Genomic DNA, 26,390 nt, shown 5'->3' with positions numbered 1-26,390 from the left:
TACTCCTAGGTTCGCGTCACCCCTTCGCGGCCGGCGTCATCGGGACCCGGCTGCGGGGTGGGATCTCTGGGAGGAGAGAACCTTGCGGCATCGAGTTTCCGCCCTCGGCTTCGCGATCATCGTCGCGTTCGCCGGGGCGCTCGGCTCGGGTGGGACGGCCAACGCCGCCCCCACCGGACCCGAGGCCCACATCCTGTACGCCGACAGCCCGAACGCGGTCGCCGACCGCTACATCGTGGTGTTCAAGGACGCCGCGGTGCCCGCGAGCACCGTCGGCACCAAGGCCCGTGACCTGGCCGGCCGCTTCGGCGGCAAGGCGCGGCACGTGTACACCGCCGGTCTGCGCGGCTTCTCGGTCGGCATGACCGCGGCGCAGGCGCGCAAGCTGGCCGCCGACCCCGCGGTCGCCTCGGTCGAGGCGGTGCAGCGCATCGGCGTGCTGGACACCCAGAACAATCCCCCGAACTGGGGCGACGACCGTATCGACCAGGCCAACCTGCCGCTGAACCAGGCGTACACGTACCCCACGAACCCGGGTCAGGGGGTGACGGTCTATGTGCTCGACACCGGCATCAACGCCAACCACGTCGACTTCACCGGCCGCGTCAAGCAGGGCGTGGACATGGTCGACGACGACAGCACGCCGACGGACTGCCACGGCCACGGCACCCACGTGGCCGGCACCGCCGTGGGCACCAGCTACGGCGTGGCCAAGAAGGCCTCCGTGGCATCCGTCCGGGTGCTGAACTGCCAGGGCAGCGGCACCAACGACGACCTCATCGCGGGCATCAACTGGGTGCGCACCAACGCCCAGAAGCCGGCCGTGGTCAACTACAGCATCGGCTGCCAGAGCCGCTGCACCAGCCAGGCCATGGACAGCGCCGTGTCGAGCCTGATCTCGTCGGGCGTGCAGTTCGTCCAGGCGGCGGGCAACTCCTCCGACGACGCCTGCTACTACAGCCCGCAGGCCGTCGCCGCGGCGGTCACCGTCGGCAACACCAGCAGCAACGACGCCCGCAACAGCAGCAGCAACTACGGCTCCTGCCTGGACATCTTCGCCCCGGGCACGAGCATCGTCTCGGCGTCGTACTCCAGCAACACCGGCAGCGCGACGATGACGGGCACCTCGATGGCCTCGCCGCACACGGCCGGCGCGGCCGCGGTGTACCTGGGCCTCAACCCCAACGCCACGCCCGCCCAGGTGCGGGACGCGCTGGTCAACAACGCCACCACCGGCAAGGTCACCTCGCCGGGCACGGGTTCGCCGAACCGGCTGCTCTACACCGGCTTCATGAACGGCGGGACCAATCCGAACAACCCGTCGGTCACCAACCCGGGCAACCGGAGCGGCGTGGTCGGGCAGTCGGCCAGCCTGCAGATGCAGGCTTCCGGCGGCACGACGCCGTACACCTGGAGCGCCTCGGGCCTGCCGGCCGGGCTGTCGATCAGCTCGTCGAGCGGTCTGATCTCGGGAACCCCGACCACCGCGGGCACCGCGAACGTCACGGTGACGGTCACCGACTCGGCCAGCAAGACCGGGACGGCGAACTTCACCTGGACGATCACCACCGGTGGCGGCGGCTGCACCGCGGCCCAGGTCGTGGGCAACTCCAGCTTCGAGAGCGGCACCACCCCGTGGACGGCCGACACGGGCGTCGTCGGCGCCTGGGCGGGCTCGGGCTACCCGGGCAGGACCGGCACCCGCAGCGCCTGGCTGGGTGGCCAGGGCCAGACCCAGACCGACTGGGTTCAGCAGTCGGTGACGATCCCGGCCGGCTGCACCAGCGCCACGCTGCGCTACTGGGTGCGCATCACCACCGCCGAGAACGACGGCCAGGTCTGGGACCGGCTGACGGTGACCATGGGCAGCACGACCGTGGCCACCGCCACCAACCTCGACGCCAACTCCGCGTACGTGGAGAGGGTCGTCAACGTGAGCCAGTTCGCCGGGCAGACGGTGGTGCTGAAGTTCAACGGCGTCGAGGACCAGTCGCTGCAGACCAGCTGGGTGATCGACGACGTGACCATCAGCGTCTCCTGATCCGGGGGGCCTCCTGATCAGGGGGCCTGACGGGGGGACCGGGCGGCCGGGCGTCTCACGACGATGCCCGGCCGCTCACTCCCATTCCCAGCGCATGCCGACGATGCCCGGCGGGATGTCCGCCGCGACCAGGTGCGCGCCGTGCGTCGAGCCGATCCACACCTCGCGTACGCCCTGGTCGGGTGCGTGCAGGCCGCGCCGCTCGAAGCGGTAGCAGCGGGCCGGCACCGCGTCGCGGTCGAACTGCACCTGCAGCACGTACTCCCCCACCGGCACCGAGAAGCCCCGGTAGTAGTTGTCGGTGGCGACCAGCGAGCCGCTCTCGAACTCGTACTCGACGACGACGGTGTCACCCTGCGAGAGCATCCGGTCGAAGATGATCTCGGCGGCCTGCAGGCCCGACTCGGGGTCCGAGCGCACCCGGCCGAGCCGGCAGTTGCGCAGGGCGTGCACACCGGTGGGCGCGCCCAGGTCGTCGGTGCGGAAGATGCCGACGGTGCGGGCCACCCGGTCCACGTTGGCCCGCAGCACCTGGCGGCAGTTGAGCCGCAGCTCCTGGCGCTGCGCGCCGACCTGGTACAGGTCGTGCAGGCTGATCCGGGTGAGCTCGTGGTACGTCCACCGGTCCAGTTCCCGGATGATCTTCGAGACGCTGTTGCCGTCCTCGAACAGCCGGTCGATGTCGATGGTCCCCGGCGGCTGGTTGAGCCAGCGGCCGCGGGGCCGGCGCGGGCCGAGCTGGGCGATGAGCGACTCGGCGGGCAGCGACAGGATCTGCTCCAGCATCCGCACCGCCTTCATGGACTCCGGACGCTCGGGGCGGCTGCGACCCCGCCGCCAGTAGCTGAGGGTGGCCAGGCTGACGCTGATCCCGGCGACGGCCAGCTTCTCCTGTATCTCCTCCGGCCGAATGCCCCGGTCTTCGATGGCCAGGTGCAGTGCGGCGGAGAACGGGCCGGTACGCAGCGCATGCGCCAGGTCCCGGCCGAGAAGTTCAGAACGAGCCTTCTCCATGAACGCTGAGTATCGACACTCCCCCGCCCGGGCGCTACCCGTGGCGCCGGGTCAGAGTTGGTCGTCGAGGAGCGACTGGGCGGCCTCGGGCAGGCGGTGCACGACCACTCCGGCCAGGCCGGGTCCCACGTGCGCGGCCACCACCGCGCCGACCTCGCTGGTGTACAGCTCGCACAGCCGGTCGCCGAGCCGCTCGCGCAGCGCCCCGGCCACCCACTCGGCCCGCTCCGCGGCCGCCAGGTGATGCACGGCCACCTCGACCGGCCCGTCACCGGCCGCCTCCAGGGCCAGCGCGACCAGCCGGTCCAGTGCACGGGCCGCGGTGCGCACCTTGTCGCGCATGGTGATGCCGCCCGCGGACACCTCCAGCAGCGGCTTGACCGCCAGCGCGGTGCCCAGCAGGGCCGAGGCCGCATTGATGCGGCCACCCCGGCGCAGGTGCTCCAGCGTGTCCACGTAGAAGAACGTGCTGGTGCGGTCGATGGTGTGCAGGGCGGCGTCGCGTACGCCCGCGAGGTCCTCGCCCCGTGCCGCGGCCCGCGCCGCGGCCAGGGCCGGGAAGCCGACACCCATCGCGGCCGAGCAGGAGTCGACGACCTCGACCGGCCCGGCGGCCTCGCCCGCCGCGGTCGACGCCGCGCTCAGGGTGCCCGACAGCGCGCCGGCCAGGTGCACCGAGACGATGCCGTCCACGCCCGCCGCGAACAGCTGGTCGTAGACCTGCGCGAACTCGGCCGGGGTGGGCTGCGAGGTGGTCACCGCGACGCGGCGGGCGGCCAGCGCGACGGCGACCTCGGCCGGGTTGACCTCGACGCCCTCCCGGCCGGACACGCCGCCGAGCACGACGTGCAGCGGCACGACGGTGAGCGACCCGTCCGCGACGGTGGCGGGCAGGTAGGCAGTGGAGTCGGTGACGACCGCTACGGGCATGCGGGCACGTTAACCCGTCACGACGGCTGCGCCGTGACGACCTCGAGCACGGGGCCCATCTGGCAGATCGTCATGATGTCGGTGCGCACCCGTCCCTGGATCTGCACGGTGGCGCCCGGCTTGACGATCTTCGGATCGCCGCCCATGAGCTGGTAGGTGGTGCCGCTGTCGGCGCGCAGCACGGTGCACCCGCCTTCCAGCTCCACCCGCTCGACCCGGCCGGTGACCGAGATGACCTCGCCGTCCTTGGCCGGCGGCGGCACCTGCGGCGACAGGCTCGGCTTGGGCTTGCCGGCCGGACTGCTCGGCGGGATCCCGGCCGACGCCGACGGTGACGGGGTCACGGAACTGCCCACCTCCGGCTCCTCGGTCGGGGCGCACGCGGCGAGCAGGAGACCGCCCAGCAGCGTGCCGGTCAGCAACAGATGAGTGAGGGGGGTTCGTGTGGTCATGTCAGTTCGGACGCTACCGCCCGGGGGCAAGTTGCGCGAGTGCCGTCATGCGCCGACGTTGTACGCCGACACCCGCCAGCCGTAGGACGGCTGCAGGATCAGGTCGACCCAGTGGCAGTTCTGCACCGGCGCGATCGTCGGCAGCATCTCCTCGGGCCAGCCGAGCAGCGCGGCCACCCCGTACTTGATGGCGCCACCGTGGCTGACCAGGATCGCCGTGCCGCCCGGCACCCGCTCGGCGGCCTGCCGGATCGTCTCGCTGACGCGCTTGCCCAGGTCGGCCAGCGGCTCCAGGCCGTCGCCGGGATCCGGGTCGGCGGCACGCCAGCGGGCGTACGACTCGGGGAACCGCTCGCGCACCTCCGGGGTGGTGAGCCCCTGCCAGGAGCCGAAGTGCCGCTCGCGCAGCCGGGCGTCCCGCTCGGGCGTCAGCCCGGTCAGCTCGGCCAGCGGCGCGGCGGTCTGCGTGCAGCGGCTCAGGTCACTGGTGATCATGAGTTGGGCCTCGCCGCGCGCGAGCACCGCGGCCGCGGCCTGGGCCTGGGCCCGGCCGCGGTCGTTGACGGGCACGTCGAGCTGGCCCTGCACCCGCTGGGCGGCGTTCCAGTCGGTGTTGCCGTGCCGCCACAGCAGCACGCGCGTGATCGGCTCCTGGCCCCGTTCCAGGCTCACGCCTTCTCCTCGCTCCGCTCGTCGGCGGCGGCGTGAGGGCCGAACCCCATGGTTCGCTCGCGCCGCTCGCTCACGCAGCGTCCTGGGTCGCCAGATCGCGGTCGTTGAACTCGATCCGGGCGCAGTCCTTCCACAGTCGGTCGAGGGCGTAGAACTCGCGCTCCTCGCTGTGCTGGACGTGCACGACGATGTCGCCGAAGTCGAGCAGCACCCAGCGGCCTGCGCGCTCGCCCTCGCGGCGGATCGGCTTGGCCTTCTCGGGCATCTTCAGCAGGGCTTCTTCGACGGCGTCGACGATGGCCAGGACCTGGCGCTCGTTCGGAGCGGAGGCGACCACGAAGACGTCGGTGAGGACGAGCTGCTCGCCCACGTCCATCAGGACGATGTCCTCGGCCTTCTTGTCGGCGGCCGCCTGCGCGGCGGCCAGGGCCATCTCGACAGCACGCTCGGTTGCGGGCACCTTGGTCCTTTCGTCGGTGGCCTGGCCGCGATGCTCGCGATCAGGCTCGCATCCAGAGTCTCACAGGGATTACCCGGTCTGCCGCTGAGATAGTCACGCGGTGGGCCGGGACACCCGGACATCAGCGGTATAGATGCCGTTTTGTGATGTATTGCACTACCCCGTCCGGTACCAGATACCAGACCGGCTGGCCCGCGGCGACCCGGCGGCGGCAGTCCGTCGACGAGATCGCCATCGCCGGCACCTGGACCAGGCTCACCACGTCGGCGGGCAGGTGCGCGTCGGTGAGCATGAACCCCGGACGGGTGACCCCCACGAAGTGGGCCAGCTCGAACAGCTGGTCCGCGTCCTTCCAGGACAAGATCTTGGAGAGCGCGTCGGCGCCGGTGATGAAGAACAGCTCGGTCTTCTCGCCGTACTGGTCGCGCAGCTCGCGCAGCGTGTCGACGGTGTACGTCGGCCCGACCCGGTCCACGTCCACCCGGCTCACGCTGAACCGCGGGTTGGACGCGGTCGCGATGACCGTCATCAGATAGCGGTCCTCCGCCGGGGTGACCGCGTGCTCGGTCTTCTGCCACGGCTGCCCCGTCGGCACGAAGACGACCTCGTCGAGCGCGTACCGGTCAGCCACCTCGCTGGCCGCGACGAGGTGACCGTGGTGGATGGGGTCGAAGGTGCCGCCCATGATCCCGATACGTGTCGCCACGCGCCGATTCTATGCCGCCGCACGAGCCGCCCCGATTTGCCATAGACATTGGCCTATCTGGATGAATTTTCGGCGATCGAAGTCATCCGGATAGGCCAACGTCTACATCAGGCGGGGGCCGTGACCCCCGTCCCGCCGAGCGGGTCGGCGGGGCGGGTGGAGGGGCAGGTCAGGCGGCCTGCTGGGCGCGCAGGGAGCGGGCCAGGTCGTCGGTGTCGTCGGCCAGGGCGCGGCGCAGCAGCGGGTGCATGTCCCCCGCCAGCGCCGTCCGGGCGGCGGCGAGTGTGTCCTCCGACACCGCGTACACCGGATAGGCCGCCTTCGCCAGGTGCGCGAGCATGTCGCCGGAGCGGCCCTGCGCGTGCGGCAGCTCGGCGAAGTACCGGGCGACGAACGGCGCGGTCGGCGTGGCGTGCTCCGGCTGCCACAGGCCGTCGGCGGCCGCGACCGCGATCCGGTTGGACTGGCCCTGCTCGGTGACGACCAGGTCGAACGCCCGCTCCTTGGCGGCCGGGTCGGGGCGGCACGCGCGCACCCGGACGGCCTCCTGCTCGCCGCGGTCACTGGTGTCGCGCTGCAGTTCCCCGTCGATCTCCTCCTCGGTGACGTCACCGAGCACGGCCAGCCGGCCCAGGACCGCCCACCGCAGCTCGGCGTCGACGCGCAGGCCCGCGGGCACGTCCGCGCCGGACAGCCAGCCGCGCAGCACCGTGCGGTCGGCGTCGGCGGCGGTGGCGATGAGGGAGCGGGCCGCGGCGAGCTGGTGGCCGCTGCCGGGCGCCGCGGTGGCCAGCAGGGTCTTGGCCGCGCCGGCCAGTGCCGAGCGGGCCGCCTCCTGCTGGTCCGCGGGCACCATCCGGGTGGCCGCGTACCGGGCCAGTCCGAAGACCGACTCCACGATGACGACGTCCGGCTCGACGGGCAGTGCCGCGGCGGCCAGCTCGACGAGTTCCGCGGCGGGCCACTCGGCGTCGCGTACGGCGTCCCAGGCGCTGTTCCACCTCAGCGCGCGGGCCAGCGAGTCGGGCTGCTCGGCGAGCAGCGAGGGCAGCTCCGCCCGGGTGCGCTCATCCATCCGGATCTTGGCGAAGGTGAGGTCGCCGTCGTTGAGCAGCAGGCCGCGGCCGCGTACGCCGGACAGCTGCGGCACGGGGGTGCTGGCGCCGGTCACCTCGACCTCGGTGCGCTGCCAGGCGCCGTCCTCGCCGAACCAGCCCAGGCCGATGCGGTGCGGGCGCAGCGTCGGGTACTCCTGCGACGCGGTCTGCGCCACCGCGACGGAGGCGTACGAACCGTCGGGCGCCCACTCGATCACCGGACGCAGCGTGTTCACCTGCGGGGTGCGCAGCCACGCCTGCGCCCACGCGTCCAGGTCCCGCCCGCTGGCCTGCGACAGCGCGCCGAGCAGGTCGGCCAGGGTGGCGTTGCCCCAGGCGTGCTTGTCGAAGTGCGCCCGCAGCCCGGCCAGGAACGCCTCGTCGCCGATGAAGGCGACCAGCTGGCGCAGCGCCGAGCAGCCCTTGGCGTAGGAGATGCCGTCGAAGTTGGCGAACGCGGCGTCGGTGTCGACCACCTCGGTGGGCGCGATCGGGTGCGTGGAGGGGCGCTGGTCGGCGACGTACCCCCAGGCCTTGCGGCCCACGCCGAAGCGGGTCCAGGACTGCGGCCACGGGGTGACCTCGCCGACCAGGCGGTAGCCCATGTAGGTGGCGAACGACTCGTTCAGCCACAGGTCGTCCCACCAGCGCATGGTCACCAGGTCGCCGAACCACATGTGCGCCATCTCGTGTGCGATGACGGCCGCCCGCTCCAGCCGCTCGGTGTCGGTCACCGCGGCCCGGAACAGCATCTCGTCGCGGAACACCACGCAGCCGGGGAACTCCATCGCGCCCCAGCTGAACTCGGGCACGAACGCCTGGTCGTACTTGCCGAACGGGTACCGCACGCCGAACAGCTCGTGGTAGCGGTCCAGGAACGCCTTGGTGAGCGAGAAGATCTCGGGCGCGTCGCGCTCCAGCACCTCGGCGTAGCTGGCGCGGGCGTAGAGGCCCAGCGGGATGCCGTCGTGGCTGTCGGTCAGCTCGACGTAAGGGCCGGCCACGAACGTGATCAGGTAGGTGGCGACGGGCTTGGTGGCCGGGAACTCCCAGCTGCCCGGCGTGGCCTGCACACCCTCCGCGTTGGCCCGGACCAGCCAGGACGGGTCGGCGGTGACCGACAGCGTCACCGGCGCCTTCAGATCGGGCTGGTCGAAGCAGGCCATGAAGCGCGGCGCGTCGGTGATCGAGGGCTGCGCGTAGACATAGACCTGCTTGTCGGCCGGGTCCGTGAAGCGGTGCACGCCCTCGCTGGTGCGGGTGTAGGCGTACTCGGCGGTCACCACGACGGTGTTGTCCGCGGCGAGATCCGCCAGCCGCAGCCGGCCCTCGGCGAACGCGTCGGCGGGGAGCTCGATCCCGTTGAGCGTGGCGCCGAGCAGTCGCTCCGGCCGCGCCTCCAGGAACGTCTCGGCGCCGGGATCGGCGGTGAAGCGGACCGTGGTGACCGAGCGGAAGAGTTCGTCTCCCGTAGTCAGATCCACGTCCAGGGCGTACGCGAGGTTCCGGACGGTGGCGGCCCGCGCGACGGCTTCGAGGTGGCTGAGGCAACGATGCGACATGACGCCCATCCTGCCTGACGGCGGCAGGTGGCGAACGGGCGGTAGCCCCTTACCTTCGGCAACGTTCTTGCCGATCAAGGCCATGATGGGGACAATGGTGGAATGCGGACGACGAACACCATGTGGTGGCTGCCCTGACGGGCGGCCCGCTTCCGCGAACCCAGCAGACGACCCAGGCCGCCCCTCCGGGCGGCCTTCTTCGTGCACCGCTTGCGCCGTGCCGAGGTCTCCGGACGGGGTGGCCCGACTCCCGAGGAGACCGACATGACCATCACCCCGACCCGCACCCGCGCCCGCCGGCTGTCCGCCTGCAAGCCGACCGGGCGCCTGCAACTCGGCAACCTGTTCGGCATGATCCTGCCGCTGGTGGCCGGCCAGGACGACAGCGAGACCGTCACCATGCTCGCCGACCTGCATTCGCTGACCGTCGAGCACGACCCCGCCGCGGTACGCGGCCGCACCCTGGAACAGGCCGCGGTGCTGCTGGCCGCCGGGGTCGACCCGCAGCGCTGCACCCTCTACGTCCAATCCCACCTGCCCGAGCACACCCAACTGCACTACCTGCTGGAATGCGCCACCGGCTACGGCGAGGCCCAGCGCATGGTCGCGTTCAAGGAGAAGGCCGGCCGCGGCGAGCAGGTGCGGCTCAGCCTGCTCACCTACCCGGTGCTGATGGCGGCCGACATCCTGCTGCACGACACCGAGCAGGTGCCGGTCGGCGACGACCAGATGCAGCACGTCGAGCTGGCCAGGGCGGTCGCGAACCGGTTCAACGGCCGCTACGGCCCTACCTTCACGGTGCCCGCGGCGGTGCCCGCACCGGTCGCCGCGCGGGTGATGGACCTGGCCGACCCGACGGCGAAGATGGGCAAGACCAATGTGGTCAGTACCGGAGTGATCGGCATCCTCGACGAACCCGACGTCGTGCGCCGCAAGGTGATGCGCGCGGTCACCGACAGCGGAAGCACGGTGCGCCACGACCGGGAGCACCAGCCGGGGGTGACCAACCTGCTGGAGATCTATCACGCCTGCACCGGGTCCACCGGCCACTTCAGCTCGTACGGGCAGCTCAAGCGGGAGACGGCCGAGGCCGTGGTGGCGGTGCTGACGCCCATCCAGGAACGCTACGAGGCGCTGCGCCGGCGGCCGGAGACGGTCGAGGAGGTGCTCCGGGAGGGGGCGCGGCGGGCACGCCCGCGGGCCGCCGCGACGTTGCGGCGAGCCGGCGAGGCGATAGGACTCGTCAGCTCCTGAGGAGCTTCTTCACGAAGCAGACGGAGTAGGGGTTGTCGACGTACCTGCCGTACGGCTCGGTCCGCTGGTAACCGGACGACTCGTACAGCGCGATCGCCTCAGGCTGGTTCACGCCGGTCTCGAGGATGAGCGAGTCCCAGCCCTGGGCGGTGGCCCGTCGTTCCAGTGCCGCGAGGATGCGGCGGGCCACCCCGGCGCGGCGATGCGCCGGCAGTACATACATCCGCCTGATCTCGCCTACACCCGGGCTGGACACGACGAGCGCCCCGCAGCCGACAGGCCTGCCCAGCACGTACGCCACGACGAAACGGGCGTGCGGGTCCAGGGGTGATCGGGTGGTGCCCGGATACCGCGTGAAGAGTTCGTCCTCAGCGGCGAGCACGAGCGCGGTGACATCAGGGTGGGTGATCTCACGGTGCTGGATCAACACCGTCAGGACGCTAGCCAGGGCTTGTTTCCGCGTTGTTTCACAAACCGCACAGCAGGGCGGATTGCGGTGAGATGACGGACACTGTCACCGAACCGTTAACTGACAGTGTCCGCCCTGGTGCCGACGCCTACTGATCGTCTACTGATCGTCGTCCTCGTCGTCGAGGCGCAGATCCTTCTCGTCGGGGAGCCACTCGTCGCCGGCGGTGTCGCCTTCCTCGCGCTGGCGCCGCGCCTTGCGGGCCGCGAGCCGCTCCGCAGCCCTCGGACGGGTGATGTCGTCCTCGAGGCGCTCGTCGGTGAAGCGGTTGCCGGGCGTGAAGTCCTTGCCCGCGTAGATCGTCGGCTGCCAGTCGAACTCGCGCTCGCCGATGCGCACCGGGTCGCCGGGCTGCGCGCCCAGCTTGGCCAGCTTCTCCTCGACGCCCAGCCGGGCGAGCCGGTCGGCGAGGTAGCCCACCGCCTCGGCGTTGTCGAAGGTGGTCTGGCGCACCCAGCGCTCGGGCTTGCTGCCCGTGACCACCCAGACACCCGCGCGGTCCTGCGTGATCTCGAAGCCGGAGTCGTCGACGGCCTTGGGGCGCAGCACGATGCGGGTCGGCTCCAGCACGGGCGCGGCCGCCCGGTGCTCCTCGACCATGCGCGCCAGCGCGTATACGAGCTCCGTGAGCCCTTCCCGGGTCGCCGCGCTGACCTGGTAGATCGGCCAGCCGAACTTCTCCAGGTCGGGGGTGGTGATGTCGGCCAGGTCCCGGCCGTCCGGCACGTCGATCTTGTTCAGCACGATGATGCGGGGCCGGTCCCCGAGCCCGCCGTACTGCGCGAGCTCCGACTCCAGGGCCTCGATGTCGGCCACCGGGTCGCGGTCGGTCTCCAGGGTCGCGGTGTCCACCACGTGGGCCAGCACCGCGGTGCGCTCGATGTGGCGCAGGAACTCCAGGCCCAGGCCCTTGCCGGTGGCCGCGCCCGGGATCAGGCCCGGCACGTCGGCGACGGTGAACACGTGCTCGCCCGCCTGCACCACACCCAGGTTCGGCACCAGCGTGGTGAACGGGTAGTCGGCGATCTTCGGCTTGGCCGCGGAGATCACCGAGATGAGCGAGGACTTGCCCGCGCTCGGGAAGCCCACCAGGCCCACGTCGGCGACGCTCTTGAGCTCGACGACCACCTCGAGCCGGTCTCCGGGCTCACCGAGCTCGGCGAAACCGGGCGCCTTGCGCCGGGAACTGGCCAGCGCGGCGTTGCCGCGGCCGCCGCGACCGCCGCGGGCGATCTCCAGCGTGGTGCCCGCGCCGACCAGATCGGCGATGACCACGCCGTCGAGCGTCTGCACGACCGTGCCAGAGGGCACCTTGAGCACCAGGTCGCCGCCGTTGGCGCCTTCCCGGTTGTTGCCCGAGCCGCCCTTGCCGTTGGTCGCCTTGATGTGCGGGTGGAAGTGGAAGTCCAGCAGCGTGTGCACGTTGGGGTCGACCTCCATCAGGATGCCGCCGCCGTGCCCGCCGTTGCCGCCGTCCGGCCCCCCGAACGGCTTGAACTTCTCGCGGTGGATGGACACGCAGCCGTGGCCGCCGTCACCCGCCTGCAGGTGCAGCACCACACGATCCACGAACGTCGCCACGTTCCATCCTCCACATACTTCGATTCAAAAAACAGCATATGCCCGCTTCCACCCACCGACTCCACGAGTCGCGGCCGGGGTGCGGGCGTGCCCCCTAGGGCAGCGCACGGTGGGTCCCGGGTGTTCCGGGTCGCGGGGTTAGCCGCGTCTCACCTCGACGCTTCCGTGAGGCGGAAACAGCAAAGGCGGGAAGGCGCTTCGCGCGCCCTCCCGCCTCCGACGATCTGTCAGGCCGAGACCGGAACGATGTTCACGGTCTTGCGGCCCCGCTTGAGAGCGAACTGCACCGAGCCCGCGGCGAGCGCGAACAGCGTGTCGTCGCCACCACGGCCGACCAGGTCGCCCGGGTGGAACTTGGTGCCGCGCTGGCGGATGAGGATCTCGCCGGCGCTGACGACCTGACCGCCGAAGCGCTTCACGCCGAGTCGCTGGGCGGCGGAGTCGCGACCGTTGCGCGAGCTGGATGCACCCTTTTTATGTGCCATGTCGAGGCCTACTTCCCGCTCTTGATGCCGGTGACCTTGACCTGCGTCAGCGGCTGACGGTGACCCTGCCGCTTGTGGTAGCCGGTCTTGTTCTTGAACTTGTGGATCCGGATCTTCGGGCCCTTGGTGTGGGCCACGAGCTCTCCGGAAACAGAAACCTTGGCAAGCTTCGCCGCGTCGGTCACCAGGTCGCTGCCATCAACAAGCAGCACTGCGGACAGCGCCACCACGTCGCCGGGCGCGCCCGCGAGCTTCTCGACCTCGATCACGTCGCCCTCGGCGACCTTGTACTGCTTGCCGCCGGTCTTGACGATCGCGTACATGAGACGCGGACTCCTGTCGTAGGTGCTGGCGGTTGGTTCATCGACCCGCGTGGCGGGCCGAGTCTTCACTACTGGTTGCGCTCGGCAGTCCTGGCCGAAGACGGCCGGCACACACGCACGCATGCAGCGCCCTGTGACGGGCACCGTGGAGAAGACTACGTCATGCCCGACCCGATGCCCAAACCGGGCACCCCCAGGCCCGGCGCGCGGTGATGCCGATCACCGCGCGCCGAGCCGAGGTCAGTCCGTCACGCCGCGGCGCAGAGCGTCTTGACCTTGTTGCCCGCCGCGCCGAACTCCGGGGAGGTCATCGCAGCCTGGATCTTGGTCGCGTCGCCGTTGGCGGCGACCACAGCGGCCATGCCGGTCTGCAGCGCCTTCAGGTCAGCCTCGACGGCCGCCTTCAGCTCCGCGTCGGCGATGGTGCTGACGTCCTTGCCGTACGCCGCCTGGAAGTCCGTGAGCAGCTTGGTCAGCTTCGGGATCGCGGCCTGCTGGGTGGCCGGGTTGAGCACCTCGGGCACGATGGTCGCGCCCTGGGTCTCCAGGTCGGTGATGGCCTTGGTGAGGTTGGCGCAGGCCGCCTTCTTGTCGGTGCCGGCGGGGGCGGCGGCCGCGGAGGTCGCCGCGGCGCCCGGAGTCGGGGTGCTGGTCGCCTCGGGCTCGGTGTCCGCGCACGCCGCGGCGCCGAACAGGGCGAGACCGAGAGTGGCGGTGGCCAGAATCCGTCGCATGTTCTTCCTTGTCTATGCGGGGTGAAACGGGTGCGTCGCCGTCGCCGGCTCAACACCCGCGATTACTTGCCATATGACCGGGGATCCAGGCTCGTACACGCCGAACCCTCGTCTGTGGCCACCGTGGCAGCCTAACCACGGTGGCGGACAACAGGATCAGCAGCCTCACGCGTCACGGTCCGCACGGTCCCGCCCTGGTCGGTGTCACGGTCGGCGACGTCGAGCACCTCGTGGACGTCGCCGTCGTCGGCCGGATGGCGGCCGGCACAGGGTGTCAGAGACAGATTCTGGACAAGGGCGTGATCCAGGCCAGCAGCACCGGGGTGAGCTTCGCCTCGAGGTCGGCGAGCTTGGTGACGCCGTCGAGGAACGCCAGATCGACGCCGGACTGGCGGACGTTCGCCGCGACCTGCTCGAAGGCGGCCTTGGCCGCGGGGTCGGCGGCGACCGCGCCGACCGTCGTGATCTGGGTCTCCAGCGCGGTGATCGCCTCGCGCAGTTTGGTCTCCGCGGCCTGCGTCTTCGCCGCGTCCGTGCCGCCACGAGCGGTGAGCACACCGCCGATCGCGGTGGCCAGGTCGGTGCGGGCCTTGCCGTTGAAGACCTTGTCGAACTCGGCGCAGACCGCCTTGGCCTCCGTCGAGCCGCTGGGTGCGGGCGCGGCGGCCGTGCCGGGCGAGGACGCCGGGGCGGGCTTGTCGTCGGCGCACGCGCTCGCGCCGAGCAAAGATGCGGCCACCAGCACGGCGGTCAGGAAACGTCGCATGGGCAGGTGCCTCCTACAGGGGGGTGGGGCTGGGCGGCCGTGGCTGTCCGGGGACGGCACGGTCGCCGTACGTCGTCAGGCTGCCGGGCAGATGTCGTTCAGCGCCTCGTTGGCGGTGGTCAGCTCCGGGCTGAACAGGATCTGCTGCATCTTCGAGGGGTCCTCGGCGAGCTTCTGCGGGTCGCCGAGCTGGGCCACCGAGGCGTCCAGCGCCTTGGCGACGTCCTCCAGCGCCTTGCGCAGCCTCGGGTCGGAGGTCTTGGCCGCCTCGGCCTTCACCGTGGTCGACAGCGCCACGTAGTCCTTGGTCAGCTCGGCGAAGAAGACCTTGACCTTCTCCGGGTCGCTCAGCGACTCGCCCAGCTGCTGTGCCTTCGTCACCAGATTGGAGACGAACTTCTTGCTCTCGGCGATCACCGCGGCGCAGGTCGCCTTCGGGTCGGTGGTGCCGGCGACGGCACCGGAGGCGCCGGGGACGACACTCGCGCCCGGGCTCGGCGGGCTCGCCTCGGTCGAGGCCCCGGCGGACGGTGTCGAGCCCGCGTTCGGCCGCACCGGGTCGCCCGAGCAGGCGGTGGCGGTGAACAGCGCGGCGCCGAGCACGGCGGCAGCAAGGATGCGTCGCATGGGGGCGTCCTCCAGGCTCTGAGGGGGTCTGGGCAGAGTACTGCCCGGGGATGCGGAAACACATACCCCGGGCAGCTTACGCAAGTCCTCCGCCGACACATCCGTCGCGAACGATCTCCGTGCCGTGCTACGGGCGGGTGCGCCGCCGACCGCCGCGGCGGGTACGCCGCCTGGTCGGCGTGTCGCCGCCGTCCTCGCCGGGCTCCTCGCCCGCCTCGTCCTCGTCCTCGGCCACCGCCTCGGCCGCCGCCTCGTACCGCGACAGGTCGTAACCCTCGGTGTCGTAGTACGTCGGCTCGGCGGCCTTCTGCTGCTTCGGCGCGGGCGGCGCCACGGCGGCCTGCTTGACCTGTGCGGGCGGCAGCTGCACCGGCGGCGCGGCCTGCACCGGCGCCCGGCGCTCGGAGACCGGCTCGGTGTGGATGATGACCCCGCGGCCCTTGCAGTGCTCGCACGGCTCGCTGAACGCCTCCAGCAGGCCCGCCCCGATGCGCTTGCGCGTCATCTGGACCAGGCCGAGCGAGGTGATCTCGGTGACCTGGTGCTTGGTCCGGTCCCGGCCCAGGCACTCGGTCAGCCGGCGCAGCACCAGCTCGCGGTTGCTCTCCAGCACCATGTCGATGAAGTCGATCACCACGATGCCGCCGAGGTCGCGCAGCCGCAGCTGGCGCACGATCTCCTCGGCCGCCTCCAGGTTGTTGCGGGTGACCGTCTCCTCGAGGTTGCCGCCGACACCGGTGTACTTGCCGGTGTTGACGTCGACGACGGTCATCGCCTCGGTCCGGTCGAAGACCAGGTGGCCGCCGGAGGGCAGGAACACCTTGCGGTCCAGGCCCTTGAGGATCTGCTCGTCGATGCGGTACGTCGCGAACACGTCGGAGACGCCGGTGTGCCGGTGCACCCGGTCCACCAGGTCGGGCGAGACGTGCTCGAGGTAGTCCTGCACGGTCTCGTAGGCGTTGTCGCCCTGCACCACGAGTTCCTTGAAGTCCTCGTTGAACAGGTCGCGGACCACCCGGACGACCAGGTCTGGCTCGCCGTACAGCAGCGCGGGCGCGCCGCCGTCGGAGGCCTTGGCCTGGATGTCCTCCCACTGCGACTGCAGCCGCAGCACGTCACGCTCGAGGTCCTCCTCGGAGGCGCCCTCGGCGGCGGTGCGCACGATCACGCCCGCGCCCTCGGGGACCAGCTTCTTGAGGATGTCGCGCAGCCGCTTGCGCTCGACGTCGGACAGCTTGCGGCTGATGCCGGAGGCGTTGCCGTTGGGCACGTACACCAGGTGCCGGCCGGACAGGGCGACATGGCTGGACAGCCGCGCGCCCTTGTGCCCGATCGGGTCCTTGGTCACCTGCACCAGCACGGAGTCGCCGGACTTCAGCGCCTGCTCGATGGAGCGCGCGCGCCCCTCCAGCCCGGCCGCGTCCCAGTTGACCTCACCGGCGTACAGCACCGCGTTGCGGCCCCGGCCCAGGTCGACGAAGGCGGCCTCCATGCTCGGCAGCACGTTCTGCACCTTGCCCAGGTACACGTTGCCGACCATGGTGGCGGTGGCGGCGCGGGTGACGTAGTGCTCGACGAGCACCCCGTCCTCCATGACCGCGATCTGCGTACGGTCCGGGTTCTCGCGGATGACCATGACCCGGTCGACCGCCTCGCGGCGGGCCAGGAACTCGGACTCGGTCAGGATCGGCGGGCGGGTGCGGCGCTGCTCGCGGCCGTCCCGGCGGCGCTGGCGCTTGGCCTCCAGCCGGGTCGACCCGGACACGCCCTGCACCTCGTCGCTGACGGCGCGCGGCTCGCGGATGCGCACCACGGTGTGCACGCCGTCCTCGGCCTCGGCGCCCTCGTCCCCGGCGCCCTTGCGGCGGCGGCGGCGACGGCGGCGGGTGAGCGGCTCGCCGTCGGCGTCCGTCTCCTCCTCGTCCCCGGCCTCGACGGCCTCGGGCTGCTCCTCGTCGCCGTTGTCGTCCGCGCCGCCCTTGCCGCGGCCACGGCCGCGACGGCCCCGGCGGCGACGGGCGCGGCCGTTCTCCTCGCTCTCGTCCTCGTCCTGCTCCTCGTCGGCGGCGACGGGCTCGGCGGCCTCCGCCTCGACGACGGCCTCCTCCTCGTCCCGGCCGCGGCGGCGCTTGCGGCGACGGCCGGTCTCGGCCGGCTCCGCCACCTCCACCGGCTCCTCGACGACGGGGCGCGCGGCGACCACGGGACGCACCGGCGCGGCGGTCGCCTCGGGTGCCATGAACAGCACGGACGGGGCCAGCCGGCGCGGGGCTCCGCCCGCCCGCTCGGCGGCCTCGGCGGCGGCCTCCGCCGCCTCCTCGTCCTCTTCGGCTTCCTCGGCGAGCGCGTCGGCCATGGTGGCGGGCGCGAGCTCGGCGACAGCCGGTACGGGCTCAACTACGTCATTCGCCCCAGACTCGCCGGAGATGTCCGGCTCTGCGGCTTTCTTCCGGCGCCGGGTCGTCTTCTTGACCGGCGCCGCCTCCTCGGCAGGCTCCTCGGCGGCATCCGCGGCCTCGGGGGCCGCCGCCGCGACAGCACGCTTACGGGTACGCCGCCGAGCCGGTGCCGCCTCGGGCTCCGCCTCAGCGGGTGCGCCCTCGGCGGTCGCCGCGTCAGCGGCCACCGGCTCCGGTGCCGCGGGCTGGGCCATGACGGGCTCAGGCGGCGCGGGGGCGGGCTCGGGCGTCGCAGGCGCGCCCGTGACGGCGTCGCCGCCGGTGTTCCCGCCGGTCACGGCACTGGGCTGGTCAGCCGAGGCCGCGCTCGGCGCGTTCTGCGAAACGTTGTCGGCATTCTCGTGCCGATCTGCGGGCTCGTGGTCGAGCATCCGGACTGTTCTCCAGTTCTGGCGGTCCCGGGCGCGTAACAACGCAGCCACTCAGGAGCACACCGGTGTTTGCCGCCGGGGTCGCCCGTTCAAGCGCCTGTCGAGGCGCTCGGACGGGCATCCGCCGAAGTCTGCCGAGAGCGGTGACCGGTCGGGTCAACGCTCGCCGATGGCGACGGGCTCGCGATCCGCGTCGAGCGGATCCACGATCTCCCCCTGGGGGGTCAGCGTGCCCTGTGCCAGCCGGGTCGCCCTGGCACTTTTCAGTGAATGGGGCGCCGACGGCTCCAGGTCCGCAACCACGCGCAGGCCGGACAGGACGTCATCGGGCCGTACGGAGGGAGTGACCTGCCGCACGACAAGGTCGAGTATCGCACACGGGGCGGTCACGACCACGCCAGGTGGTGAGGTCTGTGACGAGACGGCCTCGATGGACACCACGGCGTCCCTGGTGTCGAAGGTGCGCCGACCCTGTTTGGTCATGCGCTCGACCAGCACCTCACTCTGCGCGACGAAGGCCGCCACCGCAGCGGCGAGCTGCTCGTCGGTCACCCCGGGCAGCTCGATCCGCCACAGCGAGGCGGTGATCCGGTCGGCCAGGCTGCCCGGCGCGACGGCCTCCACGGCCTCGATCACGTCCAGGCCCGGCGACAGCGCGGCGTCCAGCGCCCGGCACAGCTCCGCCGGCTCCACCCGCTCCCGCAGGCCGATCTCCAGGTACTCCGCCTCGGAGGCCACGCCGGTGGGCGCGGCGCTGGCGAACGAGATCTTCGGGTGCGGGGTGAAGCCCTGCGAGAAGGCGATCGGCACGCCCGCCCGGTGGATCGCCCGCTCGACGGCGCGCGCGAAGTCGCGGTGCGAGGTGAAACGCAGCGGGCCGCGCTTGGTGTAACGCAGCCGGATGCGCTGCACGACGGGGGCCTGGCCACCCGTGGGCTGGTTCTTGGTACGTCCCACGTCAGGCTCCCGCGGGCACGCGCAGGCCGGTGTTGACCGGCGTGATGGGCAGCAACTTGTGGCCGGTCGGCCCGATCTGGATGCTGGTGTCCATCGACGGGCACACGCCGCAGTCGAAGCACGGCGTCCAGCGGCAGTCGTCCTGCTCGTACTCGGTGAGCGCGTCCTGCCAGTCCTGCCAGAGCCAGTCCTTGTCCAGGCCCGAGTCCAGGTGGTCCCAGGGCAGCACCTCGGACTGCTCGCGCTCGCGGGTGGTGAACCACTCCAGGTCCACGCCCAGGCCCGGCAGCACCTCGGCGCAGGCGTCGACCCAGCGGGGGTACGAGAAGTGCTCGCTCCAGCCGTCGAAGCGCTGGCCGTTCTCCCACACCTTGCGGATGACCGCGCCGACGCGGCGGTCACCGCGCGCCAGCAGGCCCTCGATCAGCGACGGCTCGCCGTCGTGGTAGCGGAAGCCGATGGCCCGGCCCAGCGAGCGGTCCGAGTTGATCTCGTTCTTGAGCGCCTTGAGCCGCGCGTCGATCACCTCGGGGCGCTCCATCGGCGCCCACTGGAACGGCGTGTGCGGCTTGGGCACGAACCCGCCGATGGACACGGTGCAGCGGATGTCCTTGCTGCCCGTCGCCTGGCGGCCCGACTTGATGACGTTGTGCGCCAGGCGCGCGATCTGCAGCACGTCCTCGTCGGTCTCGGTGGGCAGGCCGCACATGAAGTACAGCTTCACCTGCCGCCAGCCGTTGGAGTACGCGGTGGTGACGGTGCGGATGAGGTCCTCCTCCGTCACCATCTTGTTGATCACCTTGCGGATGCGCTCCGACCCGCCCTCGGGAGCGAAGGTCAGCCCGGTGCGGCGGCCGTTGCGGGCCAGCTCCTGCGCCAGGTCGATGTTGAACGCGTCCACCCGGGTGCTGGGCAGCGACAGCGAGACGTTGGTGCCCTCGTACTGGTCGGCCAGCCCGGAGCAGATGTCGCCGATCTCGGAGTGGTCGGCGCTGGACAGCGACAGCAGGCCCACCTCGGTGAAGCCGGAGAACTCCAGCCCGTCGTGCACCATCTGCGCCACGGTGGTGATGGAGCGCTCGCGCACCGGACGGGTGATCATGCCGGCCTGGCAGAAGCGGCAGCCCCGGGTGCAGCCCCGGAAGATCTCCACGGCGAACCGCTCGTGCACCGTCTCGGCCAGCGGCACCAGCGGCTTCTTCGGGTACGGCCACGCGTCGAGGTCCATGGTGGTGCGCTTGTGCACCCGGAACGGCACGCCCGGGCGGTTGGGCACCACGCGCTGGATCCGGCCGTCGGGCAGGTAGTCCACGTCGTAGAAGCGCGGCACGTAGACCGACTCGGTCTTGGCCAGGCGCAGCAGGATCTCGTCACGGCCGCCGGGGCTGCCCTCGCGCTTCCACGCGGCGACGATGTCGGTGATCTCGAGCACCGCCTCCTCGCCGTCGCCGAGCACGGCGGCGTCGACGAAGTCGGCGATCGGCTCCGGGTTGAACGCGGCGTGGCCGCCCGCGACCACGATCGGGTGCGACTCGTCGCGGTCGGCGGCCAGCAGCGGGATCTGCGCCAGGCTCAGCTCGGTCAGCATGTTGGTGTAGCCGAGTTCGGTCGAGAAGGACAGGCCGAACAGGTCGAAGTCGCCGACCGCGCGGTGCGCGTCGACGGTGAACTGCGGCACCCCGCGCTCGCGCATCAGCTGCTCGAGGTCCGGCCAGACCGCGTAGGTGCGCTCGGCGAGCACGTCCTCGCGCTCGTTGAGCACCTCGTACAGGATCTGCACGCCTTGGTTGGGCAGGCCCACCTCGTATGCGTCCGGGTACGACAGCACCCAGCGAACCGTGGCCGACTCCCATGGTTTGACCACGGCGCCCAGCTCACCACCGACGTACTGGATGGGCTTGCTGACCAGGGGCAGCAATTGCTCAAGCTGGGGAAAGACCGAGTCGCCACGCATGGGTATCAAGGGTACGCGGTCGCGCGCGAGCACCGGACCTCGGGCGATTGCGTACCCGATGTCCGGTGGCGACCTGCATGTCTACTGTTCCGCGTCGCCCGAGCTTCGCTTCGGAGCGTACCGGGAGACGTACTCCTGGCCGGTGAGCGCCTGGATCGCCATCATCACGGTGTCGGTGATCTCACGGGCGGCCGTGCTGGCGGACTCCGCGTCACGCCACGCCCCGACCTCGATCGGCTTGCCGAACTTCACGGTGACCTGACCCGGCTTCAGCGACGGGATCGCCTGGCCGATGGGCTGCACCTTCTCCGTGCCGATCATGCCGACGGGGATGATCGGCACGTCCGCGCCCAGGGCCAGCCGCGCCACGCCGGTGCGCCCGCGGTAGAGCCGCCCGTCGGGCGAGCGGGTGCCCTCGGGATAGACGGCGACCAGGCCGCCCTCCTTGAGCACCGGGATCGCCGCGTCGAAGGCGCTCAGCGCGGCCCGGCCGCCGGAGCGGTGCACCGGGATCGCGCCCAGGCCGCCCATCAGGGTGCGGAAGAACAGGCCGCTCAGACCGGTGCCGACGAAGTAGTCCTCCTTGGCCCAGAAGGAGATGTGCCGGTTGACCGAGGACCCGAGGAACAGCTCGTCGGCGACGGAGAGGTGGTTGCCCGCGAAGATGGCGCCGCCCGTGGCGGGAATGTGCTCCGCGCCCTCGACCGTGGGACGCCAGCCGAGCTTGATCGCGGGCGCCACCGTCCACAATCCGACCGTATAGAGCACCGGCACTTTCTGCCTCCACAGGTAATGAGCTAGCCGGGCGATGAACTTACCGTAGTCCCCTGAGGAGGCCCATACCCCCGCAACCGATCGCCTACGCGCCCGGAGTCTGAGATACTGCCCGGCTCGTTTCCGACCGGCGTCATGGCCTTGACCTGGGCCGACCTTGCGGCGGAAAGGAACGAGGCGCGGCCTGTGACATTTCCGGCACAGGCCGCGCCTCGATCATCGATTGCCGCGGTCAGCTGCGAGTGACCGCCACCGTGACGTTGCCGCCGTCGCCGGCCTCACCCGTGAAGCCGCCGTCGACCGCGCCGTAGCTCACGCTGTCGGCCAGCGTCTCGGCCGCCAGGAAGGCCTGGTGCTCGCGCACCGCCGCGGCGACCTCGGCGGAGGCCTGCACCGTCAGCGCGATCCGGTCGGTGATGGCCAGGTCCGCCTCGCGGCGCGCCTGCTGCACCACCCGGACCACGTCGCGGGCCAGGCCCTCGGCCTCCAGCGCCGGGGTGACCGCCGTGTCCAGCACCACGACCCCGGCGTCGCCGGGCAGCGCCGCGGAGTGCTCCGCGTCGGCGGCGACCAGCTTCAGCTCGTACTCGCCCTCCTGCAGCGTCACCCCGGCGGCGACCGGAGCGCCGTCGACCAGCGACCACTCCCCTGTCTTCACCGCCTTGATGACCTGCTGCACCGAGCCGCCGACGCGCGGGCCGAGCACCCGCGGCACCACGGTGAGCACCTGCTCGCAGTGGCCGGTCAGGTCGTCGCTCAGCTCGACCGACTTCACGTTGACCTCGTCGGCGATCAGCGCCGCGAAGTCGCGCAGCGCGGACGCGTCCGGGGTCGCCACGGTCAGCGAGGACAGCGGCAGCCGCACCCGCAGGCCCTTCGCCTTGCGCAGCGACAGCGCCGCCGAGCAGACCTCGCGCACCCGGTCCATCGTGGCCACCAGGTCGTGGTCGGCCGGCAGCGTCGCCGCGTCCGGCCAGTCGGCCAGGTGCGCCGAGCGCTGCCCGGTCAGCCCGCGCCAGATCTCCTCCGCGGTCAGCGGGGCCAGCGGCGCGACCACCCGGGCCACCGTCTCCAGCACCGTGTAGAGGGTGTCGAAGGCGTCGGCGTCACCGGCCCAGAAGCGGTCCCGGCTGCGGCGCACGTACCAGTTGGTCAGCGCGTCCAGATAGGTCCGCACCCCGGCACAGGCCGCCGACAGGTCGTACGCGTCGAGCTGCTGCGTCGTGGTCTCCACCAGCTCCCGGGTCTTGGCCAGCACGTAGCGGTCCAGCACGTGCGTGGAGTCGGTCCGGGGCCGGGCGGTGTGCCCGGCGGCGTTGGCGTACAGCGTGAAGAAGTAGTACACGTTCCACAGCGGCAGCAGCACCTGGCGCACCGAGTCGCGGATGCCCGACTCGTTCACGGCCATGTCGCCGCCGCGCAGCACCGGGCTGCTCATCAGCATCCAGCGCATCGCGTCGGCGCCGTAGCGGTCGAACATCTCGTAGACGTCGGGGTAGTTGCGCAGGCTCTTGGACATCTTGCGGCCGTCGCTGCCCTGCAGGATGCCGTGGCTCACGCAGCTGCGGAACGCCGGGCGGTCGAACAGCGCGGTGGCCAGCACGTGCATGGTGTAGAACCAGCCGCGCGTCTGTCCGATGTACTCGACGATGAAGTCGCCCGGGTAGTGGTTCTCGAACCACTCGGTGTTCTCGAACGGATAGTGCACCTGGGCGAACGGCATCGAGCCGGACTCGAACCAGCAGTCCAGCACCTCCGGCACCCGGCGCATGGTCGAGTTGCCCGTCGGGTCGTCCGGGTTCGGCCGGGTCAGCTCGTCGACGTACGGGCGGTGCAGGTCGGCGACCTTCACGCCGAAGTCGGTCTCCAGCTGCGCCAGCGAGCCGTACACGTCGGTGCGCGGGTAGTTCGGGTCGTCGGAGACCCACACCGGGATCGGCGAGCCCCAGAACCGGTTGCGGCTGATCGACCAGTCCCGGGCGTTGCTCAGCCACTTGCCGAACGAGCCGTCCTTGACGTGCTCCGGGGTCCAGCTGATCTGCTGGTTGAGCTCCACCATCCGGTCGCGGAACGCGGTCACCTGCACGAACCAGCTCGACACCGCCTTGTAGACCAGCGGGGTGTCACACCTCCAGCAGTGCGGGTACGAGTGGGTGTAGGTCTCGTGGCGCAGCACGACGCCGCGGTCCTTGAGCTCACGGATGATCGCCTTGTTGGTGTCGAAGACCTGCTGGCCCTCGTACGCCGGGACCAGCGCGGTGAACCGCGCCCGCTCGTCGACGGTCACCACGGTCGGGATGCCCGCCGCGTTGCAGGTGTTCTGGTCGTCCTCGCCGAACGCCGGCGCGAGGTGCACCACCCCGGTGCCGTCCTCGGTGGTCACGAACTCGGCCCCGAGCACCTGGTACGCGTTCTCGCCCGCGTGCTCGCGCAGGTACGGGAACAGCGGCGTGTACCGCTTGCCCACCAGGTCGGCGCCCTTGACGCTGCCGGTCTGCTCGTAGCCTTCCAACTCCTTGGCGTAGTAGCCGAGCCGGGCCGCCCCGAGCAGCAGCTTCTCGCCGTCCTTCTCCATCACCGCGTAGTCGATGTCGGGTCCGACGGCCAGCGCCAGGTTGCTCGGCAGGGTCCACGGCGTGGTGGTCCACACCGCGACCTTCTCGCCGCTGTCCAGCTGGAACTTGACGGCCAGCGTCGGGTCCTGCCGGTCCTTGTAGACGTCGTCCATCCGGGTCTCGGTGTTGGACAGCGGCGTCTCGCAGCGCCAGCAGTACGCCAGCACCCGGAAGCCCTCGTACACCAGGCCCCTGTCGTGCAGCGTCTTGAAGGCCCACATGACGCTTTCCATGTAGTCCAGGTCGAGGGTCTTGTAGTCGTTGGCGAAGTCGACCCAGCGGGCCTGCCGGGTGACGTACCGCTCCCAGTCGTTGGTGTAGCGCAGCACGGAGGTGCGGCAGGCCTCGTTGAACTCGGCCAGGCCCATGTCGAGGATCTCGGCCTTGGTGGTGATGCCGAGCTGCTTCTCCGCCTCGACCTCGGCCGGCATGCCGTGGGTGTCCCAGCCGAACCGGCGCTCGACCCGGCGTCCGCGCATCGTCTGGTAGCGCGGCACCACGTCCTTGACGTAGCCGGTCAGCAGGTGGCCGTAGTGCGGCAGGCCGTTGGCGAACGGCGGGCCGTCGTAGAAGACGAACTCGTTCGACCCCTTCGCCCCGGCGTCGCGCTGCTCCACGCTGGCCGCGAACGTCTTGTCGGCGGCCCAGTAGTCGAGCACGCGCCGTTCCAGGGCGGGCAGGTCCGGGCTGGCCGACACACCGTCGGCCGCCGCGTCATGCAATGGATAAGCCATCGCGGGCTCCTCGTCACACTCGTCACACTCGTCACTGTCGTTTCACAGTGCGAGGACGAGCCGGAATGGCCCGCGGTACCACCTCGCTTGCCCGCCGCAGGTGCACGGCGGACCGCTCGTGTCGGCTGTGACGGGCCGTCCCGTCCGGTTCTACTGAGGCCGTGCGGCCCGTTCTTCCGGAGGCTCGCCGGTGATGGCCGGGTCGATGCCTGTGCGCTCCAGGTTACCGCCGCCGCACCCCGGACCGTCCACCGGGTTTCGGTGAGTCGCCCTACCGGGTCCGCGAGTCGCCGCGGTAGCGCCCGCTGACCACGGTCCAGTCCAGGGTGCCCCGCACCGAACCGGCCACCCCGTCCAGGTGGGCATGGACCGCCGGGTCGAACTGCGTGCCGAACGACGGCACCCGGGCCCGCAGCGGGGCGAAGCCGTCCATGCGCTGCTGCCACATGTCCACGGCCTCCTGCACCGCCGCCTCGATGGACAGCTCGCGCTCGTGCGAGATCGCCAGCACCAGGTTGTGGCCACCGGCGGTGGCGATGTCGCGGTCCAGCGAGTAGAGGTCGTTGAACCAGGACAGCAGGTCCGTGCCGGCCAGCCGGACCTCGCGCAGCGCCGGGTGATGGTAGATCGCGTCCGGCAGGTGGGTGCCCGTGGCCAGCTCGGTGAGCAGGTGCGAGATCTCCGCCGCGGACGCCGTACGGCGCAGCTCGACGTACTCCCCGACCCCCGGCAGGTGGCCCGCGGCCTTGTTCTCCGCCTCGGTGATCACCCCGTCGAGGTGCACCGCGACCGCGTCGACGAACCGGCTCTGCCAGGCCTGCGGCATGCGTTCCCGCAGCGCCGCCCAGATCTCGGTGAGCATCAGCCGGGCCGGGCCGGCGAAGATCTCGGTGGGCCGATCCGAGCCGTGCAGCAGGGCCAGCAGCTCGGTGACGAAGCGGCGCAGGCGGGGCGGCTCGGGGTGCGCCGTGCCGTCGCAGACGTCGTCGACCAGGTAGAACCAGGCGAAGATCATGGCGAGCAGGGCGAGGTCGGCTGGTTGCGCATCCGGGAAGATGCGGCCCGCGTGTCCGGCGTACGCCTCCCCGGCCAGCCAGCTCTGCCCGTCACCGTCGCTGATCAGGCCGCACTTGCGGGCCCAGCCGGTCAGGTCCTGTTCGGCGAGGGCCACGTGCGGCGACAGGCGTGAGGTGAGGGGGCAGTCGACCGGGGGGATGGCGAACACGGCGGTCCTCCGTTCCGGGAGGCGGGGGCACTGAGGGCACACGACGGCGCAGCTGCACGCGCACGCCGTCACGTCACGTCACGATGAGTTCACGATCCATTACACAAGTGACAAAGATCGAAGTCAAT

General features: G+C 71.2%; 21 protein-coding genes and 1 pseudogene. 2 read left to right on the top strand and 20 right to left on the bottom strand.

Annotation, left to right across the window (positions count from 1 at the left end):
- The first annotated feature begins 82 nt into the window (after window positions 1-82).
- Window positions 83-2,041, top strand: a complete 1,959-nt coding sequence (locus F9C41_RS09280; RefSeq protein WP_230689461.1) for a S8 family peptidase — start codon at window positions 83-85, stop codon at window positions 2,039-2,041.
- Window positions 2,042-2,116: 75 nt separating this feature from the next.
- On the opposite strand, the gene F9C41_RS09275 is transcribed toward F9C41_RS09280, so the two are convergent.
- The 7 genes from F9C41_RS09275 to pepN all read right to left on the bottom strand — a co-directional run bounded on the left by F9C41_RS09275 (window position 2,117) and on the right by pepN (window position 8,934).
- Window positions 2,117-3,055, bottom strand: coding sequence for a hypothetical protein (locus tag F9C41_RS09275; RefSeq protein ID WP_155386304.1), 939 nt, complete (start codon window positions 3,053-3,055; stop codon window positions 2,117-2,119).
- A gap of 51 nt (window positions 3,056-3,106) precedes the next feature.
- Entirely contained in the window at window positions 3,107-3,985 is an 879-nt protein-coding gene (locus F9C41_RS09270) for a DegV family protein (RefSeq protein ID WP_155386303.1), read from the bottom strand.
- A gap of 17 nt (window positions 3,986-4,002) precedes the next feature.
- Entirely contained in the window at window positions 4,003-4,437 is a 435-nt protein-coding gene (locus F9C41_RS41175; protein WP_230689460.1) for a DUF5818 domain-containing protein, read from the bottom strand.
- A 45-nt stretch (window positions 4,438-4,482) separates the two neighbouring features.
- Window positions 4,483-5,082: a histidine phosphatase family protein gene (locus F9C41_RS09260; RefSeq protein WP_155386883.1), complete on the bottom strand. Its 600-nt coding sequence runs from the start codon at window positions 5,080-5,082 to the stop codon at window positions 4,483-4,485.
- A gap of 97 nt (window positions 5,083-5,179) precedes the next feature.
- Window positions 5,180-5,569, bottom strand: coding sequence for a ribosome silencing factor (rsfS, locus tag F9C41_RS09255; RefSeq protein ID WP_144119411.1), 390 nt, complete (start codon window positions 5,567-5,569; stop codon window positions 5,180-5,182).
- Window positions 5,570-5,690: 121 nt separating this feature from the next.
- Window positions 5,691-6,275: a nicotinate-nucleotide adenylyltransferase gene (nadD, locus tag F9C41_RS09250; RefSeq protein ID WP_155386302.1), complete on the bottom strand. Its 585-nt coding sequence runs from the start codon at window positions 6,273-6,275 to the stop codon at window positions 5,691-5,693.
- Window positions 6,276-6,444: 169 nt separating this feature from the next.
- Window positions 6,445-8,934: an aminopeptidase N gene (gene pepN / locus F9C41_RS09245; RefSeq protein ID WP_155386301.1), complete on the bottom strand. Its 2,490-nt coding sequence runs from the start codon at window positions 8,932-8,934 to the stop codon at window positions 6,445-6,447.
- A 264-nt stretch (window positions 8,935-9,198) separates the two neighbouring features.
- Here pepN and trpS point away from each other — a divergent pair, with 264 nt between their 5' ends.
- Entirely contained in the window at window positions 9,199-10,188 is a 990-nt protein-coding gene (gene trpS / locus F9C41_RS09240) for a tryptophan--tRNA ligase (RefSeq protein ID WP_155386300.1), read from the top strand.
- Here trpS and F9C41_RS09235 read toward each other — a convergent pair.
- The 13 genes and pseudogenes from F9C41_RS09235 to F9C41_RS09175 all read right to left on the bottom strand — a co-directional run bounded on the left by F9C41_RS09235 (window position 10,178) and on the right by F9C41_RS09175 (window position 26,262).
- Entirely contained in the window at window positions 10,178-10,618 is a 441-nt protein-coding gene (locus F9C41_RS09235; RefSeq protein WP_196279695.1) for a GNAT family N-acetyltransferase, read from the bottom strand. The genes trpS and F9C41_RS09235 overlap by 11 nt on opposite strands.
- 138 nt (window positions 10,619-10,756) lie before the next feature.
- On the bottom strand, window positions 10,757-12,238 hold the full coding sequence (gene obgE / locus F9C41_RS09230) for a GTPase ObgE (protein WP_155386298.1): 1,482 nt from the start codon (window positions 12,236-12,238) through the stop codon (window positions 10,757-10,759).
- Between the two features lie 227 nt (window positions 12,239-12,465).
- Window positions 12,466-12,723 carry a 50S ribosomal protein L27 gene (rpmA, locus tag F9C41_RS09225; RefSeq protein WP_155386297.1) on the bottom strand — a complete coding sequence of 86 codons (258 nt, stop codon included), beginning with the start codon at window positions 12,721-12,723 and terminating at the stop codon, window positions 12,466-12,468.
- Window positions 12,724-12,731: 8 nt separating this feature from the next.
- Window positions 12,732-13,046: a 50S ribosomal protein L21 gene (gene rplU, locus F9C41_RS09220; RefSeq protein WP_120316523.1), complete on the bottom strand. Its 315-nt coding sequence runs from the start codon at window positions 13,044-13,046 to the stop codon at window positions 12,732-12,734.
- 248 nt (window positions 13,047-13,294) lie between these two features.
- Window positions 13,295-13,780, bottom strand: coding sequence for a hypothetical protein (locus F9C41_RS09215; protein WP_155386296.1), 486 nt, complete (start codon window positions 13,778-13,780; stop codon window positions 13,295-13,297).
- Between the two features lie 274 nt (window positions 13,781-14,054).
- Window positions 14,055-14,546, bottom strand: a complete 492-nt coding sequence (locus tag F9C41_RS09210; protein ID WP_155386295.1) for a hypothetical protein — start codon at window positions 14,544-14,546, stop codon at window positions 14,055-14,057.
- Window positions 14,547-14,621: 75 nt separating this feature from the next.
- Complete coding sequence (locus F9C41_RS09205) at window positions 14,622-15,173, bottom strand: hypothetical protein (RefSeq protein ID WP_155386294.1); 552 nt, start codon at window positions 15,171-15,173, stop codon at window positions 14,622-14,624.
- A gap of 463 nt (window positions 15,174-15,636) precedes the next feature.
- Window positions 15,637-16,767 (bottom strand): annotated as a pseudogene (locus F9C41_RS42160) (Rne/Rng family ribonuclease); the annotation flags it as partial.
- A 1,392-nt stretch (window positions 16,768-18,159) separates the two neighbouring features.
- Complete coding sequence (locus tag F9C41_RS09195) at window positions 18,160-18,915, bottom strand: TIGR03936 family radical SAM-associated protein (RefSeq protein ID WP_155386882.1); 756 nt, start codon at window positions 18,913-18,915, stop codon at window positions 18,160-18,162.
- A 46-nt stretch (window positions 18,916-18,961) separates the two neighbouring features.
- The gene (locus tag F9C41_RS09190; RefSeq protein WP_155386292.1) at window positions 18,962-20,914 is read right to left on the bottom strand and encodes a TIGR03960 family B12-binding radical SAM protein; all 1,953 of its coding nucleotides are present in this window, start codon (window positions 20,912-20,914) and stop codon (window positions 18,962-18,964) included.
- Between the two features lie 81 nt (window positions 20,915-20,995).
- Window positions 20,996-21,688: a lysophospholipid acyltransferase family protein gene (locus tag F9C41_RS09185; protein ID WP_155386291.1), complete on the bottom strand. Its 693-nt coding sequence runs from the start codon at window positions 21,686-21,688 to the stop codon at window positions 20,996-20,998.
- A 232-nt stretch (window positions 21,689-21,920) separates the two neighbouring features.
- Window positions 21,921-25,037, bottom strand: coding sequence for an isoleucine--tRNA ligase (gene ileS / locus F9C41_RS09180; protein WP_155386290.1), 3,117 nt, complete (start codon window positions 25,035-25,037; stop codon window positions 21,921-21,923).
- A 271-nt stretch (window positions 25,038-25,308) separates the two neighbouring features.
- On the bottom strand, window positions 25,309-26,262 hold the full coding sequence (locus F9C41_RS09175) for a terpene synthase family protein (protein ID WP_155386289.1): 954 nt from the start codon (window positions 26,260-26,262) through the stop codon (window positions 25,309-25,311).
- Between the last annotated feature and the right edge of the window lie 128 nt (window positions 26,263-26,390).

Origin of the sequence: Catellatospora paridis, assembly GCF_009720365.1 — a bacterium.
GTDB classification, from domain to species: Bacteria; Actinomycetota; Actinomycetes; order Mycobacteriales; family Micromonosporaceae; genus Catellatospora; species Catellatospora paridis.
The sequence above is the reverse complement of the archived record's forward strand: the minus strand, read 5'-3'. Positions and strand labels throughout refer to the sequence as shown.